The 21084-nt window shown below is 40.3% G+C and carries 14 protein-coding genes; 9 read left to right on the top strand and 5 right to left on the bottom strand.

The features are described 5' to 3' along the window. Nucleotides 1-226: 226 nt before the first annotated feature. Entirely contained in the window at nt 227-1636 is a 1410-nt protein-coding gene (locus N523_RS0103465; RefSeq protein WP_028834306.1) for a sensor histidine kinase, read from the bottom strand. Then, nucleotides 1633-2817: an FIST signal transduction protein gene (locus N523_RS0103460; protein WP_028834305.1), complete on the bottom strand. Its 1185-nt coding sequence runs from the start codon at nt 2815-2817 to the stop codon at nt 1633-1635. Before N523_RS0103460 ends, N523_RS0103465 begins: the two co-directional genes overlap by 4 nt. 187 nt (nt 2818-3004) lie before the next feature. Between N523_RS0103460 and N523_RS0103455 the strand changes: the two genes are divergently transcribed. The 5 genes from N523_RS0103455 (at nt 3005) to arfA (ending at nt 10111) form a co-directional block, all read left to right on the top strand. Next, entirely contained in the window at nt 3005-3604 is a 600-nt protein-coding gene (locus N523_RS0103455; protein ID WP_442960086.1) for a response regulator, read from the top strand. A 3-nt stretch (nt 3605-3607) separates the two neighbouring features. Then, nucleotides 3608-5617, top strand: a complete 2010-nt coding sequence (locus N523_RS0103450) for an EAL domain-containing response regulator (RefSeq protein WP_028834304.1) — start codon at nt 3608-3610, stop codon at nt 5615-5617. Next, nucleotides 5614-6771 (top strand): HDOD domain-containing protein, encoded by a 1158-nt coding sequence (locus N523_RS0103445; protein WP_028834303.1) that lies wholly within the window; start codon nt 5614-5616, stop codon nt 6769-6771. Before N523_RS0103450 ends, N523_RS0103445 begins: the two co-directional genes overlap by 4 nt. 437 nt (nt 6772-7208) lie before the next feature. Continuing rightward, complete coding sequence (locus N523_RS0103440; RefSeq protein ID WP_028834302.1) at nt 7209-9737, top strand: TonB-dependent receptor plug domain-containing protein; 2529 nt, start codon at nt 7209-7211, stop codon at nt 9735-9737. A 173-nt stretch (nt 9738-9910) separates the two neighbouring features. Continuing rightward, complete coding sequence (gene arfA, locus N523_RS0103435) at nt 9911-10111, top strand: alternative ribosome rescue factor ArfA (protein WP_013462885.1); 201 nt, start codon at nt 9911-9913, stop codon at nt 10109-10111. Nucleotides 10112-10583: 472 nt separating this feature from the next. On the opposite strand, the gene N523_RS0103430 is transcribed toward arfA, so the two are convergent. Further along, entirely contained in the window at nt 10584-11567 is a 984-nt protein-coding gene (locus N523_RS0103430; RefSeq protein WP_016899108.1) for a helix-turn-helix domain-containing protein, read from the bottom strand. Nucleotides 11568-11788: 221 nt separating this feature from the next. On the opposite strand from N523_RS0103430, the gene N523_RS0103425 reads away from it, so the two are divergent. From N523_RS0103425 to eat, 3 genes are read left to right on the top strand one after another with little or no spacing between them, the layout of a single operon-like run. Further along, the gene (locus N523_RS0103425) at nt 11789-13189 is read left to right on the top strand and encodes an ethanolamine ammonia-lyase subunit EutB (RefSeq protein WP_028834301.1); all 1401 of its coding nucleotides are present in this window, start codon (nt 11789-11791) and stop codon (nt 13187-13189) included. Between the two features lie 2 nt (nt 13190-13191). Next, the gene (gene eutC, locus N523_RS0103420) at nt 13192-14076 is read left to right on the top strand and encodes an ethanolamine ammonia-lyase subunit EutC (RefSeq protein WP_028834300.1); all 885 of its coding nucleotides are present in this window, start codon (nt 13192-13194) and stop codon (nt 14074-14076) included. A gap of 37 nt (nt 14077-14113) precedes the next feature. Next, nucleotides 14114-15526 (top strand): ethanolamine permease, encoded by a 1413-nt coding sequence (gene eat, locus N523_RS0103415; RefSeq protein WP_028834299.1) that lies wholly within the window; start codon nt 14114-14116, stop codon nt 15524-15526. A gap of 87 nt (nt 15527-15613) precedes the next feature. Here the strand turns inward: eat and N523_RS0103410 are convergent, their stop codons facing one another. Continuing rightward, nucleotides 15614-16339 (bottom strand): MauE/DoxX family redox-associated membrane protein, encoded by a 726-nt coding sequence (locus N523_RS0103410; RefSeq protein WP_028834298.1) that lies wholly within the window; start codon nt 16337-16339, stop codon nt 15614-15616. 361 nt (nt 16340-16700) lie between these two features. Continuing rightward, complete coding sequence (locus tag N523_RS0103400; RefSeq protein ID WP_028834296.1) at nt 16701-17723, bottom strand: LacI family DNA-binding transcriptional regulator; 1023 nt, start codon at nt 17721-17723, stop codon at nt 16701-16703. 508 nt (nt 17724-18231) lie between these two features. Between N523_RS0103400 and N523_RS0103395 the strand changes: the two genes are divergently transcribed. Next, the gene (locus N523_RS0103395; protein ID WP_028834295.1) at nt 18232-20922 is read left to right on the top strand and encodes a family 20 glycosylhydrolase; all 2691 of its coding nucleotides are present in this window, start codon (nt 18232-18234) and stop codon (nt 20920-20922) included. Nucleotides 20923-21084: the final 162 nt, after the last annotated feature.

Raw genomic sequence — 21084 nt, 5'->3', positions numbered from 1 at the left:
TGAGTTGTATGGCTAAATTAAGTCTAAGCTTTGGTTGTAAACAACTGATTTATTTAAGCCGTTCCAAGTATAGTATTTGAACAATACGCAAATCATTGTTGTTAGGATTAAATAAGGTAACGCTGTGTTGTAGTTTGCATCTATTTTTACTGTAATTCTCTGTAATTTAGATGAGTACTTATTTAAATAAAATCGAATCTAAGCAAAATCGAGAGTGTGACATAGCTTACTCAATTTGTTTGTTGGCATGTAATATGGTCAGTACGTCGTCAGTTAATGTGGGCTTTTTAGGTAACGTAATATAAAAAGCAGTGCCTTGGTTTAACTGGCTTTCAACTCGAATTTGGCCACTATGTTGCTCTATAATTGCTTTACTTATAGCTAGCCCTAACCCTGTGCCTTGGCCTATTGGTTTTGTAGTATAGAAAGGGTCAAAAATTTTATTTAATTTGTCCTCATCAATTCCACTGCCATTATCGGCAATGGTTATATAGGCATTTTTTTTATCGGCTTTAGTGGTAATACTGATGACACCGACTTTGTCGCAAATGGCTTGAGCGGCGTTAAAAAATAAATTTAAAAATACCTGAGAGAGCTGGGTCGAACGTCCTGTGATGATAACGGGTTCTGTGTCGTAGTGTTTTTCAACGTTGGCGTTGTATTTAATTTCGTTCCAGGCAACACGTAATGTGTTATCAATGAGCTCTGTTATATCAATATCGCCAATTTGGGTTTGATCCGGATGAGCAAATTGCCTTAATCCTTGAACAATCTCCTTAACACGATCAGCCCCTTCAGTCATTTCAGCAATGATATCGCTTGAGTCTGTTTCTAATTCATCAAATTGATAATGTTGTAGCGTATCTGCTAATGTTTGCTGCGCTATGGCTTTTTCTGCTTTGAGTGCGTTAATTAAATGACTAAATTGCTCAAGGTTGTAAGCCAAATTTTGGATATTACTGACAATGTAGCTTAAAGGGTTGTTTATTTCGTGTGCAACGCCTGCCGCCATTTGCCCTAACGAAGCCATTTTTTCAGAGTTGATTAACACTTGTTCAATGTTACTTTGTTTTTCTTCCATTTCTTTTTGTTTAACAAGTAAATTTCGTTTTTCAAATTGTGAAATTGTATTCCCTGCAAAGCTGACAAAGCGTTGCATTAAAGTAATATCGTGCTGATTAAATGCGCCAATTGTTTCTGAAAAAATATAGAGCTGGTAGCTTTCTGTACTGGTACTTACTGGGGTGGTGAGCATTGCATGCTGCGAATGCCAAAAAGGATCAGTTACTTGCCAATCATGAAGTTGGTGTAAGTTAAATACATTTTTAATGTTTCTATTGGGTTTATTTAGTGCTTTGAGTTGGGTAATTATTTCATCACTTTGTGGGTGCGATGCTGTAATTAACGTCGTGGTTTCATTGCTGGGGTTTATTTTAATTAAAATAGCCGCAGAAAAAGCAATGGCTTGCTGCAAAATATCAAAAAACTCAGTGAGTAAGGTTTCAGTTTTGTCGTTCTTTAAAATGGCATCTAAGCCATTTAAGATCAGGCTATTAAAGGCACGGTTTTCTTCAAGTGCTAAATTATGAACTTGTAATAAGTGTAGCTTTTCTAACAGTATTTCATTGCTACTCATTCAGGGCCACCAAAGATTTCGCATGAAATCATTAAATTACCATGTTTACTTGTTGAATCGCTGAATGTGCCGAGCTCCCCAAAAGTAAAGCCCATAATAAATGGGGTGTTGGGTAGTTGTGCTGCAATAGACTCTTTTACTTCTTGCATGGCGTCTTTAATTGACAGCATACAGCCTCCGCAAAAAATAATAATAGCGCCGGTAATATTTTTTATGGCATGGAGTTCTGCCAATTTAGTTAATGAGGTGACAACCATATCACCTCGTTTAATTAGTTGCTCTGGGCTTCCCGAAGCTAAATAAATAGTATCGCCAACGCTTAAATTTGAAAATAATTCTAGCGTGCCATTTTCAGCTACCGCTGGATGACTTAACAGTAATCGAGGGATTTCATCATTTAAAGAAAGGGCGCTTGCCAATGGGGTCATTGTTGATTGAGCAAGGATATTTCCTGAAGTTAAGGCGTTTAAACCTATGTTTTTTCGCCACTGATTATAAACATCAAACGCGGGCTGGTTATCAATTGTTTTTAATAAACGACCATCCACGTCTGTCACTGTACCTTGCTGGTCAGTTTTATCGTAGCCTGAACTATAAAAGCCGAATGTTTCTACACTGGGGTATAACACCGCAATAATAAAACCTTGTTGGTATACATTTTCAGTATCGCTAAAACACCACTTTGCTGAAATATCGTTGTCGGCGCAACTTCCTCCAAAAACAGGTATACGCTGCCCGATAGCATCTTGAATTCCCTGCAAAACCAGCTCCTCATTACCTGGGACTTGAAAGCACCAGACCATTTTTGGGGCGAGGCCTGCTTGGCCTGCATTAGCAATGGCTTTAAGTACGGTTTGAGCAGCATTTTCTCTTAGATTATCGGTTGCATTACAACTTGCAACACCATAATGCCCATTTGAGTCTTTAATCGAGAATAAACTAATACTTTGCTCATTTAATGATAGGGTTTGGTCGGTTGATGACCCAAGACACGAAGAGATGATTAAACAATTGTGAGTGTTTTTTAAAGAGCGTGGCTGGTTATTAAAAAGGTATTTAATGGTATCGGTTGTAGCAAACCCAAGCAGTAAATCTGGGCTGTTGTTCGTAAACTGACTAACAGGTTGGATAAATTTATCTATATCGCTGCCGTGAGTGTGAAAAGTATCAATGGCGAACATAGATGCCCCTTGGTGATAACAATAGCCACAACCGTGGATGTTTTAATTATTAATAATCGCTTAGGATTTATTCTAGACTATTCTTGAATAAGGTGTGTTACTGAATTTACGATTAGTAAATGTCACTTATGTCTTGAGTGTCTTATTTGTCGTCTTGTTATTAAATTTATGTTAATGTAAATTTAAAATCAAGCTGAATATTATTAACATGCTAAAAACATTAAAGCCAAGTGAGATTGCTCGTTACTGCGATGTTCATCAACGCACGGTAAGCCGTTGGATTAACGCGGGTGACCTGAAAGGGCATAAGCTGACTGGTCGTGGTAATTATAGAGTGCAGGTAATTGACTTTATTGATTTTTTAGTCAGACATAAAATGCCAGTTCCACAAAGTTTGTCGCACAAGCCACAGGTCTTAATTATTGATGATGAGGCTAATGTCCGTTCTGTAATTAAGCGTGTTTTAAAACGAAGCGGTTTTGATGTCGTAGAAGCCGCAGGCGGGTTTGAGGCGGGTACGTTAATGCATCAACGAAAGCCAGAGCTGATCACTGTGGATTTATCTATGCCAGGGCTTAGTGGTATAGAGGTAATTCGTTTTATTCGATCTTGTGAAGAGTTTAAAGATATTAAGGTGTTAGTGATTTCAGGGATGCCTGAAACTCAACTAATCGATGCAGTTAATGCCGGTGCTGATGGGTATATTTGTAAGCCATTTAGTAACGATACATTGATAAACAGTGTAAATATTTTATTTGGTAAAAATAGAACTCTTCTTGGGGTGTAAATAGTGGCTTTGCGAATTTTATTGGTAGACGATGAACTCAATGTATTGAAATCTTTAAAACGAGTACTTGTTCGTTCAGGTTATGATGTAATGACGGCATCCAGTGGTTTTGAGGCACTTGAAATATTAGCGGCTAATCAAGTTGAGATAATCATTACTGACTTTAGAATGCCAGAAATGAACGGCGCTGATTTATTACGCCAAGTTAGAATTAATTGGCCCGATTGCGTAAATTTAGTGCTCAGCGGGTATGCTGATTTTAAGTCTGTGGTTGAGTTATTAAATCAGGGATTGGTATTTCGTTTTTTAGAAAAGCCATGGGTTGATAGTGAGCTACTTGAAAACATTAGCGAGGCGAAAGTAAAATATGAACAGCGCCGAGCTAAAAGAGTAAGAGATCAGTTATTAATGGGCAGTATGTCGGCATTAATAGAAATAGACAATGACGGCATTATTAATCGTTTTAATGCACCTGCCGCTGAAATCATTTCAGATATTCATTTATACGAAAACAAACACCTCGCCAATTTAGATACAGCTCAAAACAAAGCGGTAAGTCAGTCGTTTGTTGATAAGCAAAGCAGTACACTTTTTATTAATTATGCTTGCACTTCTGATCTAGCTAAAAGCGAAGAAGTTATGATTGAGCGTTGTTTACATGACGGTTTTTGCCAGCTTTTAAAGTTATCAATTAACTCAAATAGTATGAGTAATATTTTTCAACTTACCAGAACACCATCAGTGGTGACTAACGAGTCTGATTTTTATCATCATTTAGCCCTGTGTGAAGCGAATAAAGAATGTTATGCCCTCGTTTATATAGGTATTGCGCAGTTTCAATTAATCAATGATCTGTTAGGCGCAGAAGATGGCAGCCACCTTATAAAATTGGTTTTGGAGGTGCTAAAAGGCGTATCAAAGCAACCGGTGAAAGTTCTTCATAAGAGCGCCGATCGGTTTGTATTATTTGTTCCTGAAATTAAATCTGATAGTGAAATTTTAACCGATTTAAATAAGGCGATGAATGATCTGAAAAAACTACTCCCTAGTAAATATAACGATGCCCATGTGCAGCTTTATGGCGTGTATGGGTTGTTTCCTGAGGATAGTTTGGAAGGAAAAGAACTCGTTAATCAAATGCAGTTGACGATGAATTACCAAGTAAGTGAACAACAGCGTATTTGTTCTCGGTTTGATCCTCAGCTGGTAGCCGATTATAAAAAGAACTTTGAGTTAAGCCGTTTATTATTAACAGCGGTAAGTAATGATGAACTATCGTTGCGTTTTCAGCCAAAAGTTGACACTAAAACAGGGCAAATATTGATTGCTGAGACGCTTATTCGCTGGTATGAGCCGAGTAAATATGGCTGGGTACCGCCAGCTCATTTTATCCCGATTGCTGAATGTGATGGCCAAATTATATCAATAGGACGCTGGGTTATTTCTCAAAGTTGTAAAACGCTAAAATATTGGGCAGAGAACAATACAGGCGTGCGTGTATTGGCAATTAACTTATCTGCTAGACAATTAAAAGATGATCCCGATTGGATTGACTTTATGCTCGAGTGTTTAAGTCGCAATAATTTAGAGTCATCACAGTTGGTTTTTGAGTTAACAGAAACCTATTTAATAGAAGATTTTGCTATTTGCGAACAACAGTTAATAAAATTAAGAACGTTGGGGTTTAAGTTATTGATTGATGACTTTGGTGTAGGTTACTCATCACTTGGCTACCTTTCTAAGCTGCCAGTAGATGGTGTTAAACTAGATAGAGCCCTTATTGCTGATATAGAGTCGTCTTTAGCGATGCAAAGTATGATTCGTAATATTACGCGTATGTCACATGATCTAAATCTTAAAGTTGTTGCTGAGGGAGTAGAAACAGCCTATCAATGTGAATTAATTAAAAAGTTAGGGTGTGACTACATACAAGGCTATTACTATAGTGAGCCTTTAGAACAGGATGATTTTTGTAATTACTTAAGCCATTTCAATTCTCAAGGTGCGCAATGAGTTCAATAGCGGTAGTCATACTAGATGACGATGCTTTTTTATTAAAAGTATTACAAAGAACTATTCATCGAGCCTTTCCAGAGGTTGATATAATGACAACCTCTGATATTGATGAATTTTGGCAACTACTAAACACTAAGCAAGACCTAGATTTAGTATTAAGTGATTATTTAATGCCGCAAATGAATGGTTTGGATGTTTTAGAGCAATGCTCGTCGCAAAACCCTTACCCAGTGAGGGCATTACTTACTGGCGATATGACACTGAGTACCATGATGCGACAGCCTAATGTTGTGCATGCTTATCTTGCTAAACCGTTTAATGAGGCAGACATAACCGCACTTTTTAACAATGTGGCGGCGTTAAAGTCGTTACCCTTTGCTTTTAATGTGCGCAGGCAGTTAGGGGCTATGATCAGCTTTCCTGTTTATCCTCTTATTTTGAAAGAACTCAGGGAGTTAGTACAATGCGATGAATTTGATTTACACGACATTGCCCATGTTGTTTCTCAAGAGCCAATAATAACTGCTAAATTGTTGCAACTTGCAAACTCATCTTATCTTGGGTTTGTAAGGCCAACATCGTCAATTGATGAAGCTGTGTCGAGGCTCGGAACAACGATATTAATGGCTATCACCACTTCTTTATTAGTTGCCAAAAATTTTGAATCATCCATTCCTTCGGCTATCCATGAGAAACAATTGAATATAGCAGCGAATTACGCTAGTTGTGTTAAGCGTTTTGCTAAGCAGGCAGGTTTTAACTTACATGATCAAGAACTATTATTTTCAGTGGCGTTATTGAGTTTTGTTGGCAAAATTATTTTGCTGTCTCAAGGGGAAAGTGAAGCGTCTTTTGAGTATGAAAAAGCCGTGAGTGAAGAATATGCTAGTTCTAACTTTATTTCGGCCTATGTTTTAAAGTTGTGGGGATACGACACGAAAATGTGTAGCTTATTAATGAGTTGCCATGATTTAGCCGCCACTGATGATAATGAGTTAATTCCGCTTAATCATACGTTATTTATTGTTAGGCAAATTCTTTTTGATAAACACTCCCCCATGCAGTTACGCGCATACTGTGACTCAAAAGGTGTAGACCCTATACTTTGCCATCTAATTAGTGAATTTGATTGGCATAGTTATACCTCTTAAATAGGCCTGTATAAAATATTGTTTAAAAATGGACAGTACTACATAACTACCTATGTATAGTTTTTCTGAGTACCCTTTCTTACCTTTAGTATCTACTTTAGTCTTATAAAAACCGCATAAAACCTCATTTGGAGTGTGTTTTTTGCTCATTTCAGAGTGAAAAATATACAAAGCGGTTATTTTCACTAATTATGAATAAAACCTCAATATTAACATTGTATTAACTTTGGGCGATGTGATATTAAATTGCTACTTTGGTTGTATTTTGAGCTTTTATGGGTGTTATTTTCCTGTTTTTAAAGTTATTTGCATTCTTATGCTAATTTTATCAAATTTTTTGTTTCTTTTTGTTTGTGTATGTTGCTAGGATGTTGGCAATGGGATACAGGAATATACCCCACACACATTATAAGAATACACAAAACAGGGTCATCATTATGTCAACATATCGTTTAAACACCTTGGCTGTAGCGGTTGCTTTTGCTTTCAGTGCGCCAAGTATGGTTAATGCACAAGAAGCGCCTGCTAAAGCTGAAAAAAATATCGAACAAATATCTGTGTTAGGGTCGCGAGTTTCTAACCGAACAGCAACAGAGTCGTCATCACCTATTGATTTAATTGACGCGGATGATTTAAACAAAGGCGGCTTTACCGAGCTTGGGCAAAGCTTACAAGCGACAGCGCCATCGTTTAACTTTTCTCGTACACAAGTTTCTGACGGTTCCGATTTATTTCGCCCAGCAACATTACGCGGTTTACAGCCAGATCAAACGCTGGTTTTAGTCAACGGTAAGCGCCGCCATAATCAATCTATTTTTGGTTTAACTAGTACCGTGGGCGGTGGCTCTGCGGGGACTGATATGAATGCGATCCCGCTTATTGCCTTAAAAGGGGTTGAGGTTTTACGTGATGGTGCGGCGGCGCAGTACGGCTCAGATGCGATTGCGGGGGTTATCAATTTATCACTTAATAACTCAACAGATTTAACCACAGGTTATGTGCAATACGGTGAAACGGCAGAAGGCGATGGGGAAACAATTTCTGCAGGTTTAAATCGTGGTTTTGAACTAGGCAACGAAGGTGGATTTATTAATTTATCGCTTGAGTATCGCGATGCAGATAAAACCAATCGTGCCGAGCGAGATACCGGTGGTTCACTTAATGTCGCACCAGGTACTTTATCGGACGAAGTTCGTTGGGGACAAGGTAATGCAGAGAGTGAATTTACTTCGGTATTTTACAATATGACATTGCCAATGAGTGAGGGCGAGCTTTACTCATTTGGTGGTTATTCTGAGCGTACTGCACTAGGTAACGGCTTTTATCGTAACTTTAACGAAGCATCTAAAAACGTGATTCAAGTCTATAGCGATGGATTTTTACCGCAAATAGACAATGAAGCACAGGATATCTCTGTTTCAATCGGTTTTAGAGGTGATATTAACCCTGATTGGAATTACGATGTATCGGCGGTATATGGTGAAAACCAATACGACTTTACCTCACGCAATACATTAAATGCCTCTTATGCTGCTGAGTATTTATTTAATAACCCAGGTGCAAGTGATGCCGATATTGCTGCAAATGCAGGACCAACTGAGGGGTATTCGGGTGGCTTTAGGTTTGACCAAACAACATTCAACGCGGATGTGAACGGGATTGTTGATATTGGCCGCAGTGAGCCTGTGTACGTGTCAATTGGTGCTGAATACCGTAAAGAAAACTATGAAATTGTACCCGGTGAAGAAGCCTCATACGCCTGTGGCACTGCTAACACAAATACTTCATACCCATCAGTGAACGATCCGAATCAATTTGCACAATGTGGTTTTCAAGCTTACAACGGCCTTCGCCCTGAAGCATCAAATAAAAGTGATCGCGATAGCTACGCCGTTTATATTGACGCAGAAACCATGGTTACCGATGCGTGGAATGTTAGCGGTGCACTTCGTTACGAAGATTTCTCTAATGCGGGTGACGACATAATTGGTAAAGTAGCCACGCGTTATGAATTTAACGATGATTTTGCGGTACGTGGTGCATTATCAACGGGTTTTAGAGCGCCATCATTACAGCAAAGCGGTTACACTGCGTTTACCACTAACTTAGGTTCTGACGGCACGTTAAGCCAGTCGTTTACAGCAACAACGGGCTCAGCATTTCCAGCTGCATTAGGCGTTGATAACTTAAAGCTTGAAACATCAACGAACTACAGTGCGGGCTTTGTTTATGATGTGACGAGTGATTTATCGTTAACGGTGGATTTTTACCGTGTAGAAATTGAAGACCGTATTACACTGGGCAGCTTGTTATCGGCTGATGATGTGGCATTTAGTCCTGATGCAGTTGCCGCGCTACAGGCAACGGGTGCAGTACAAGCGAATTACTTTTCAAACTCAGTGAATTCGACAACGCAGGGTGTTGACATTATTGCGTCCTATCGCACCGATTTATATGACGGTAATTTTTCTGCTACGTTTGCCGGTAATTTAAACGAAACTAAAATTGACAGTGTTAATGCAGCACCGGGTATTCCTGAAAATGTAGCACTTGATGATATCCAAAGTAGTTTTTTAACTGATGGACAGCCGGGCGAACGTGCAACGTTAACGTTTGATTATGAGCGTGACGCGTATAGCTCAATGATCCGCTTTAATTACTTTGGCGAAACCGATGTGAAGTACTTTGGTAATGACCATATTGAACTTGCAACAGATGGCTCATTTAAAGCAACCAGTACGGTAGAATCAGCCGTATTAGTGGATTTAAATGTAAGTTATCAAATTAACGATATGTTTGCTCTATCGGTAGGTGCAGACAATGTATTTGATGAAACACCGGATGAATTAGGCGATGATGAAGTATTAAACGCTATTTCAAATGGGGCATTTAAATACCCGTTACGTGCCGTACCCTATGGCTTTGATGGTCGTACTTACTACGCAAAAGTAAGCTTTAGTTTTTAATTTTATAAGCTAAATAGGCGCCGTTATAAACGGCGCTTTTTTTATGGCTAAAATATATTTAAAACAGCATTAAAAATGATTGCATGCTTGAAAATTAAGCATACAATCGCCATCAATAACACAGTGGGATATATATCCCTCGTTATACTCATTTTATTAATAGGAAAAAATAAATGGCGAAAAAAAGCAAAGCAAAAGCGGTTAACAAATCCGCAGTAGACACTGGGCGCGGTGTGATAAAACACAACGCATTGGCAGCACTGGTAACCTCTAAAGTATTTAAACCGCAAGTGGTTAAAGCCAAAAAAGGCAAAGGCTCGTTTAAACGCAGTAACAAACATGCAGGACAAGAGTCCTATTTAATCGCGGCTTAAATAGCACCGATCAAATAGGGCTTTTGTTGCGAGTTAGCTAAGTGTTTGCTGAAATAAGGCGGGCTTCGGGCTTCGGGCTTCGGGCTTCGGGCTTCGGGCTTCGAGTCACGAGCAGCGAACACAACCTAGCGCCTAGTTACTTCCCTAGAACCTAGCGCCTTTAGCCTTCTCTTTCAGCGCAGCGTCTCATAACCTCTTTGTGAATAAATCACTTAAAACATGTTTGCACAATGAGAAGACAACGGGCTTCGAGTGACGAGGAGCGAGCTTGTGAAAACAGCCTACTACCTAGTCATACTATTCTTGAAAGCAGAACCTTTAGCCTTCTCTTTCAGCGCAGCGTCTCATAACCTCTTTGTGAATAAATCACTTAAAACATGGTTGCACAATGAGAAGTGAGTGAGGGTTAATGAGAAAATATAAAAACAGGAATGCTCTTCCCGTAGCTCTTAGCCCGACACCCATCTCTTATTTACCCGTGTATTATCGATTTAGAATTCGCCAAATAAGAAGCATGGTTGCTTAGTGTTTGCGAAGGGTTTTCACCAAATAATTGGGTGTAATCTTTAGTAAATTGCCCTGCATGCCAAAATCCCCAATTGGCTGCGATGACAGAAATTGGCTTATCTTGTTTTGCTAATTTTAGTTCTCTTCTGACGTTATTTAATCGGGTTAAACGTAAAAATCGCAGCGGATTAATCCCTAAAATACTTTCAAAACTGTATTGTAGCGTGCGCCTGCTAACAAAAGTGAGCTCACATAGCTGAGTAATGGTCACGCTACTTTGTGGGTTTGCATTTACATACTCTTTAACTTTATCAACCACCGCTTTTCGGTGTTTATAACTGGGAGCGATACGTTGACACGGAGTTTGTTCGTTTAGTAAATGTAATGCCAACATATTAAGCATGTCTTGCTGTAAATCGGCATTTAGGCCAAAAGCGTTACTGCTAACCATACTGTTTATTATACCCCGGGCACTTTTTAACATGGCGTTGCTTGTTGTATGTCGCTCAGTACCTGAAGAGGTTATATTTTTCAAGTATATCCCTTGTATCTGAGCCATATGTTCTAACGATTGCGTGTCTATTACTAAACCATAAATATTAAACTGCTCAGGTGTAATAAGCTCAAAGTTACTCTCACTGGTTCGACACATAAATTGATTACTTGCCACATTTAAGCCATTAATTTTGCTCTGCTGAGACTGCTTTGGGATCCCAAGCCAAATAGATTGCGGCGCTATTGCACATTGTTGGTGAAGAGCACGCTCTGTGTATTCTTCAAATGCATGAATATTAGAATAATCCACGCTCTCTATACGCCCAAAAAATCGCCCTTCACTGAGCTGATCATATTTTTGCTGCCACTGCGTTAGGTTATTCGCTTGCTCATCTATATCTTGGGTATGCACCATGCTCTTTTGTGGTGCGCTAGCTAAATCTTGCTGCGTCATAATGGAGTTACTCTTTGCTTTTTTTATTTTTATTAAGATTAAGTTACCACCAGTAACTATAGTTAACTATATGAAATAAAGCCAAAAATGATGATTTGCCAAAATTCGATAGTGTCTTGGTACGAATTAAGCTCTCTTGAAACTAAACAAAATTGATTTATAGCTTATAGGTCAGCAAAACCTGTACCAAGGTTTGAACTAGTTGTTATGTGGAGTAGATCATGGGGCAAAGGTACCGATATACGTTAGGCACGCAGGTGTACAATTTTAAAAACTTGGCTGAAGTAATGGCAAAGGCTACCCCTGGGCGATCGGGCGATCGTCTTGCAGGAGTGATAGCAGGCTCAGCACAAGAGCGAGCTGTGGCGCAAATGACACTGGCAGATATTCCGCTTAAAACGTTTTTAAATGAGGCGCTGATTGCCTATGAAGACGATGAGATAACCCGCTTAATTATGGACGATCACGACACCAATGCATTTATGGCGATTGCTCATTTAACCGTAGGCGATTTTCGTAACTGGTTATTAAGTGACTTTGCAACTCCCGCTGTGTTGGCAAGTGTTAGGCAAGGGATCACCCCTGAAATGGCTGCGGCTGTAAGCAAAATAATGCGAAATCAGGATCTTATTTTAATTGCTAAAAAATGCCATGTAACCAGTGCGTTTAGAAATACCATTGGCTTACCAGGGCACTTATCCACGCGATTGCAACCTAACCACCCTACGGATGATATTAACGGTATTGCCGCCTGTATTTTAGATGGGCTTTTGTACGGTAATGGTGATGCGGTAATAGGTATAAACCCTGCAACCGATAACGTAGCGCAGGCCATTAAGTTGATGACATTGATGGATGAGGTGATTCAAAAATATGAAATTCCTACCCAAAGCTGCGTCCTTACTCATGTTACTAACACGATTGAATGCATTGAAGCGGGAGCGCCGGTTGATTTAGTGTTTCAGTCTATTGGTGGAACAGAAGCAACCAACTCGAGCTTTGGTTTTAATTTAAATACCTTAGCTGAGGCACAAGATGCCGCACTGAGTTTAAAGCGCGGAACTGTAGGCGATAATGTGATGTATTTTGAAACGGGGCAGGGCAGTTCGCTTTCGGCTAACGCACATCATGGACTTGATCAACAAACCTGCGAAACCCGTGCTTATGCCGTTGCACGAAAATTTAATCCGCTACTAGTTAATACCGTGGTGGGCTTTATTGGTCCTGAATATTTGTTTGATGGTAAAGAAATTACTCGCGCAGGGCTTGAAGATCATTTTTGTGCCAAGTTATTGGGTATTCCGATGGGCTGCGACGTGTGTTACACCAATCATGCCGAGGCCGACCAAAATGATATGGATAACTTACTTACGCTACTTGGGGTCGCCGGGTGCTCGTTTGTGATGGGCATTCCGGGCTCTGATGACATTATGCTTAATTACCAAACCACCTCATTTCATGATGCGTTATATGTGCGCCGAGTACTGGGCGCGCGCCCCGCGCCAGAGTTTGAAAAGTGGCTTACTGATATGAACATTATGCGCAACAGTCACGATATTATTTTATCTGATACATTACCTGCCGCTTTTGCTAAACCACTGAATGCGATTAAAGGGGGCTGAGTATGAAATCAAATTCTAACGCAACGTCTGTTACAAACAACAGCGATAATACACATAAAAATAATGGCAACGTGGTGCATAACCCATGGCGCGATTTACGCCGTTTTACCGATGCACGGATTGGCCTTGGCCGCGCAGGAATAAGCTTACCGACCAGTGAAATGCTGGCGTTTCAATTATCCCATGCACAAGCGCGTGATGCGGTGAACTTTCCGCTCGATATTAATGCAATAACCGAACAGCTTAGCAAACTCAGTGCTGAGAAACAGCTGGCTGCTCCTTTGCGCTTACATAGCCAGGCTGTTGACCGAATGACGTATTTACAACGCCCCGATTTAGGACGCAGGTTAGATGAAAACGACCGACAAACCCTACTTAATTTCACCGCTGGGCAGCAAAATACGGCTGCAAAATATGATTTAGCCATCGTTGTGGTTGATGGCTTATCGTCGCTAGCGGTGCAAAAAAATGCTTATCCTTTTATTAATGAATTATTAGCGCAGCTAGGTGATAACAGTGAGTTAAACATTGCGCCTTTTAGTGTGGTTGAGCAAGGTCGGGTGGCGATTGGTGACGACATTGGAGAGCTTTTAAATGCACAAGTAGTCATGGTGTTAATTGGTGAGCGACCAGGGCTTAGCTCGCCCGATAGCCTTGGTTTATATTTAACTTGGGCACCTAAAACAGGTCTTAACGATGCCTGTCGCAATTGTATTTCAAATATTCGCCCTGCGGGCTTGCCTTACTGTGAGGCTGCAAGGCGTGCAGTTTATTTATTACGTGAGGCAAAAAAATTAAAACTAACAGGAGTGAACTTAAAAGATCGTACACAGGATGATGTGATTGAGCATCAACAATCGAGCCGTCATTTTTTAAATGCGGAATAACGGTAACTAAAAATAAAAAATCGATAAAGAGGATGTTATGTCTACTAATAATTCAGAGTACTTAGCAAAAAGGCAACTTAAAAGTGGCACTGCGGGTTGGTTATTACTGGCGGGGTTAGGGGTATCGTATGTGATTTCAGGAGACTTTGCTGGGTGGAACTTTGGTATTGCAGAAGCAGGCTGGGGCGGCTTTGCCATAGCGGCAGTATTAATGGCTATTATGTATCTCACCTTAGTGTTATCGCTGGCTGAAATGTCGGCTGCTATTCCCGCTGCCGGAGGAGGGTATAGCTTTGCTCGCCAAGCAATGGGGCCAACGGGGGGTTATTTAACCGGCCTTGCGGTATTAATTGAATATGCGTTAGCACCGGCTGCTATTGTTATTTTTATTGGCTCTGCGGTGGAGGCGTTAACGGGGTTTAATGGCCCTTGGGTTTATGCGCTCTTTTATTTGGTGTTTGTGGGTATTCACTTAGCTGGGGTTGGTGAAGCGCTAAAAGTAATGATGGTAATAAGCGGCTTGGCGGTACTTGCCATTGTTGCCACCGCTGTGGTGTTAATCACCAATTTTGATGCGACAAATTTATTTGATGTTGCCGTAACCGATGCTGCTGGCGCGAGTGAATTTTTACCTCTGGGTTGGTATGGTGTATGGGCAGCATTACCTTTTGCTATGTGGTTATTTTTAGCGGTTGAAGGGGTACCATTGGCGGCAGAAGAGGCAAAAGATCCGGCGAAAGATGTGCCTAAAGGCATTATTGGCGCTATGGTGTTTTTATTGTTTACCGCGTTATTAGTGGTTGTATTAGTACCCGGGGCAGCAGGTGCAACAGCAATGGGCGCAAGTGCAGTTCCGCTGGTGGATGCGTTAAATGCGACGGGCAATAACGATTTAGCAACCGTGGTTAATATATTAGGGCTAGCAGGGCTGGTGGCTTCATTTTTCTCTATTATTTATGGTTATAGTCGATTGGTGTTTGCGTTGTCGCGTGCGGGATATTTACCCCGTTCGTTATCAATTACTACCGCGCGTAAAGTGCCCGCACGAGCGCTTATTGTACCTGCTGTATTTGGTTTTTTAGCTTCACTAAGTGGTGAGGGCGATTTAATGTTAGCTATGGCGGTGGTTGGTGCAACCGTATCGTATGCGTTAATGGCGCTAAGTCACATTTTACTGCGCTATAAGCAGCCAGATTTACCTCGTCCTTATAAAACGCCTGGCGGGACTGTGACTTCAGGTATTGCATTGTGCTTATCGTTGATTGCACTGACCGGTGTGTACGCCTTTGATCCCCGCGCTTTTTTATACACTATGGTGTTATTTATAGTGGGGGCTGCGTATTACTTTGGCTTTAGTTCTAAACATTTAGTGGCCAAAAGTGCAGATGAAGAGTTTGCTATGCTAGCCGATGCAGAGGCCGGTTTAAACATCCCCATAAGTGAGAGTTAATTTTTGTTTATAAAGTGAGTTAATTTTACTTTATAAATACAGACTTAATAGTGGCGCGGTAGGTTTTAAACCTATCGCGCCTTTTTATTATTTAACTAGCATCCAGATACCGGCTGCTATCATAAATAGGTTTTCGGTTAGTGAAATAAAGCCAAGCGGTACATTGCTATCGCCGCCAACACAGGCACATTTAAGTTCGCGTTTGTCTATATACACGGCTTTAATCACGGATATTGCGCCGACACTACCAATCAACAAAGAGATAGGTGCAACCAAGTAAACTGGAAGTGATGCAATCATGGCCACGCCAACAAAAGCTTCTAAAAATGGGTAAACATAGGCATAGGGGATCACTTTCATGGCGAGTAAATCGTAAGTGATAAAGGAATTTGAAAAACTGGTTAAATCTTGCAGCTTTTGAATGGCCAGTACCGCCATGGTTAACGCAACAAATAACTCAAGCGTATACATGCTTAATCCTGCACCGCTCAACGAAAAGGCTAAACTTAGCAACAAGGTAACCGCGAAAATAGTAATGACCGGCGTATACGTTGTGCCTTGTTGGCCTGCAGGGGATTTATTAAAGAAACTTCTAAGCTCATCGTAGCCACCGATGCGCTTATCATCTATAAACGTTTGTGGTGTTGTTTCTACGTCGTGTTGCTGTTTAAACGCATCGGTTTGCGCTCTTGAGGTGAGTAAGTGATCGTCTACTTCAAAGCCTTGACGTTCAAGCAAATCTTTAGATTTTAAACCAAATGGGCAAATATGTTCATCGGTTGCCATTCTATACAATTGGGCTGACTTGGCCATATTTTACTCCTGTATATTTATACCAATTTGCAATAATACTTAATCATTTTGAGGGGGCAGATTAGACGCTAACAGCGTTAAAAACGTCTCATTTAGAACAACTAAATAACGAAATTTTTTGCCTTGCTATCGACACGATTTTCCTCCCTCAAAATAGCTCAGTTAATTAAGCGAATTGGTATTGGAGAGGTTAACTGAGTTATATAACCTTGAAAGATCAACAGGCCCTAAGTGTAAAATTTACAACATGTGCCGTTTTATTGTTAATAAACTCAGTGGTACAGGCTATGCGTTCAAAAATCAGGCCGCTTTTAATGCTTTAAGCGCTGAAGGGGGACTTGAGCGCGTGCCAGCTAATTAATTATAAAGCTATAGGAGGGGCTGTTGAATCTCTGACAACCAGTTCTGGTGTGTATAGTTTAATAATATCGCGGTCATTGCCATTACGAATTTGAGCTATCAGTAAGCTGGCTGCATCTTCAGCAATTTTATTATTTGGCTGATGCGCTGTAGTGAGCTTTGGCCATGTTTGGCGTGAGAATGGGCTATCCTCAAACCCTGTAATAGAAAGCTCGCTGGGTATATCAATGTTCATTAATCTGGCTGCAAATAACGCACCGGCGGCTATTTCATCGTTACATGAGACGATAGCGGTTGGCCTGTTTTGTTGATTAATGAGTGTTTTAGCACCCTCAACCCCGGATTCAAATGAGTATTCGCCATCAATAATTAAGCTAGGGTCTATAGTAATGCCGTATTGTTTTAAAGCCGCTTTGTAGCCCTCTAAGCGCTCTTTGGTGGAGTTATGTTCGCTGCCCCCAGCTAAAAAGCCAATGCGTGTATGGCCATTATTTATAAGGTGTTCGGTAATTGATTTAGAGGCGAGGTTATCGTCAATCATAATACAGGGCGTTAATGTATCGGGGGCGTCGTGCCCCGATAAAATACGCACAACTTTTAGGTCAAGCTGTGTCAGCTTTTCAACAAAATGTGGCATCTCTGAAAATGGCGGCGTGAGTAAAATACCGGCAATTCGGGTGCGTTTTATCATGCTGGTTATTTCGTCAATAATATGTGCTTCTTTGGCATCGCATGGGTGGATAAGTAGTTCAAACCCTTGCTTTTTACACGCATCTAAAATGCCGTTTTGCATATCTATAATATAGTAGGCATTTGGATTGTCGTAAATGTAAGCAATGCTGTAAGCTTTTGTTCCTGCGAGGCTTCTTGCAGCAAGGTTAGGCTGAAAGTTCAACTTTTTAACCGACGCCATGACTTTCTCACGGGTGTTGTCACGCACCGAGGTTTCGTTATTTATTACTCGTGATACCGTTTTTATTGATACCCCGGCATCTTTTGCCACGTCGTTTATTGTTGTTCTCATAGGCTTAATAGACCTTTACATATCATTTTGGGTACTAATTTATCTTTATCGGTTAACAACTACAGCAAAAGCAGTTAACAGTGCTCGGTTTTTATTATTTGACGGCTAAATTATAAAGACATCATTGAATATTAACAGTTAATTTATACGCCTTTCTTGTGAGAATGGTAGATAAAGTTTTAGGTAATAATTTAGTAATATTTAAATTTAATTTAAATACAATAGTTTAAAAGAATATTAAGCACATACATGTAAATTTTTTGTATCTTTTTTGCCCTTCTGTGTAGCTATAAAAGAAAAAAAAGGATACATTAACAATTTGATGACAGCGTTGTCATAAGTTGGTGCGCGCTGTTAATTATTATTTAAACCCTAAGGTAGCGGATTGTGTGCGCTAAGGTAGCAATTGCTAGATGTGAATAGTGATTGATTTAAAAGCGGGATTAATTTAAGTATCTGAAAGAGATACTTGAGTGACTAATTAATAACAATAGAGGGAAAGTAGCGAATGAAGATTAAATCATTACTGACAGCATGCTGCTTAGCACTGGGTTTGAGTGCGTGTCAGGGCAATGTTGATGAACAAAATACGGTATCGGTTCAGCTAAGCCCCGCAAACGATAGCGCCGTAGAGTTACTTGCTAAAACGTTACAAATAAAATATCAGCAGGTTGATAACCGCCCATCAGCTCAGTGCGATCCAAATATTGAAAACGGTCACTGTTTTAAAGCGTATTTACATTTAACCGCCAACTCGGCGATTAACGTTGACCAATGGAAAATTTACTTTAGTCAAATTACACCGATTCAAACGGCGATTAGCGATGAATTTACTATTAAACGCGTTAATGGCGACATTCATGTCATTGAGCTTAAAGACGGGTTTACTGGCTTTAAAGCGGGTGAGACTAAAACGATTACTTTTTATGCGCATTTTTGGTCATTATCGCAAAGCGACGCAATTCCTAATTATATAGTTGTTAATAATAATGACACCGCTAAAGTGATTGAAAGCACAAAACCTAAAATTGACCCAGAGACAGGGTTAGAGGTGTTGCCACATGTTATGCCTTACACCGATTATGAACGTCAGTTTAAGCGTACCGCGAATGATAAAACGCAGTGGCTTAGCGCTGAGCGCTTGTTTGAGCGCAATGAAAAATATGACTTTTCTGCTTATTTAACGTCGCAAAATCAAGTGAGCAATGTGATTGCTCAACAAATTATTCCGACCCCACGTTTTAGCGAATTTAGCCAAACTCAAACGCTAGATATTAGCCAAGGGCTTAATATTAACTACTCAGGAATAGATAAAACACACTTATCTGCCGCAACACAAAGGTTAGCACTACTAGGTATTAATATAAGCGATGATGCAGCGGCCATTAAGGTCACACTTAATACAGTAACTAAAAATGATGAATTTGAAGGCAGCTATAAGTTAGCGATTAAAGCTGATGAAATTGTGATTAATGCCGCTGATGAAACGGGCATTTTTTATGCTTTGCAAAGCTTAGCGAGTTTGTATCAGGTTAACAGTAATATGTTACCTGTGGGAGAGGTAATTGATGCACCGCATTATCAGTTTAGAGGGGTGTTGGTGGATGTTGCGCGTAACTTTCGCGACAAAGACTTTATTTTAAAGCTGCTTGATCAAATGGCGGCTTATAAACTTAATAAGCTGCATTTACATTTAGGTGATGATGAAGGTTGGCGTATAGAAATCCCATCACTTCCTGAACTTACGGATATAGGGGCGAAGCGTTGTTTTGATCAAAGCGAGCAACAATGTTTAATGCCACAGTTGGGCGCAGGGCTTGATACTTCAAGTGCAGCAAACGGCTATTATTCGGTGGCTGATTATCAAGAAATACTTAAAGCGGCGAGTGCGCGTCATATTCAAGTGATCCCATCACTTGATATGCCAGGGCATTCTCGCGCTGCAATTAAAGCCATGCAAGCGCGTTATAATAAATACATAAAACAAGGCGATAAACAAAAAGCCGAGCAGTTTTTACTTTATGATCCGCTTGATACAACCGTGTATTCGTCGGTACAGCACTATAACGACAATACAATTAATGTGTGTTTAGACTCATCGTATGCGTTTATTCGTGAAGTAATGGAACAGGTAAAAGGCATACACAGTGATGCACAGCATCCGTTAACCCGTTATCACATAGGCGCCGATGAAACCGCCGGAGCGTGGGTTGACTCACCAGCTTGTGCTGATTTTATTAAACAAAATAAGTTAGAAATTACTGAAGCGAGTCAGCTGGGCAGCTATTTTATTGAACGTATTGCGAATATGTTGGCTGATATGAATATTGAAACCGCTGCATGGAGCGATGGTTTATCGCATACTAATCCAGAGAATATGCCAGAGGTTGTACAAGGTAATAGCTGGGATTTATTAATGTGGAACGGCCATCAACGTGCCCATGAATTTGCTAATAGAAATTGGCAAGTGGTACTCTCGTCGCCAGATGTGCTGTATTTTGACTTTCCGTATGAAGCAGACCCACAAGAGCATGGTTATTACTGGGCTTCAAGGCACATAAATACCGAAAAAATATTTCAGTTTATGCCAGACAATTTACCTATTCATGCTGAATTTTGGCTCGATAGAGAAGATAATCCCTATGTCGCTGATGACACGTTACAGCGTGATGAGCAAGGCAAGGTAGTATCAGCGCCTTTGGCAAAAGATAAACGCTTTATTGGTATTCAAGGGCAGTTATGGAGTGAAAATACGCGCACCAATAATATGGCCGAATATAAGCTCTTCCCACGGTTATTATCGTTGGCACAAAGAGCATGGCATAAGGCAGATTGGGCGATACCGTATGATCACAATGGCTTTGTTTATAGCCAACAAACAAATCGCTTTAGCTCAGCATTAAAACAGCAGCGCGATCAGCAATGGCAGACTTTTGCAGCCACAATGGGACTAAAAGAATTTCCTAAGCTAGAAATGGCTGATGTGCATTATCGTCTTGCAAATGCGGGCGCAAAAATTGAGAACGGCATGTTGTACGCCAATATTGCCTACCCTGGTTTGGTAATTGAATACAAACAAGGAAGCGGCCAATGGCAAACCTATAAACAACCCGTCAAAGTAACACAAGATGTATGGATTCGCTCTAAGACTCCATCAGCAAGTCGTGTAAGCAGAAAGCTCAAAGTAACGCACCGATAAGGTGCGTTTTCCTTTAAATTATTGAAGATGAAAGAAGTTATTTATTTGTAAATAAAAATAATGACAACGCTGTCATTTGTGCTAGTATAAGATTCATACAGTATGACAGTCCGGTTTTATTTTCAGTGTTTTGCAAAACGGTCGAACAAATTAAGAGGCAAA

The sequence above is a fragment of the Pseudoalteromonas sp. 23_GOM-1509m genome, assembly GCF_000518425.1.
GTDB classification, from domain to species: domain Bacteria; phylum Pseudomonadota; class Gammaproteobacteria; order Enterobacterales; family Alteromonadaceae; genus Pseudoalteromonas; species Pseudoalteromonas tetraodonis.
Note: the sequence above shows the minus strand (reverse complement) of the source record. Positions and strands in the feature narration are given on the sequence as shown.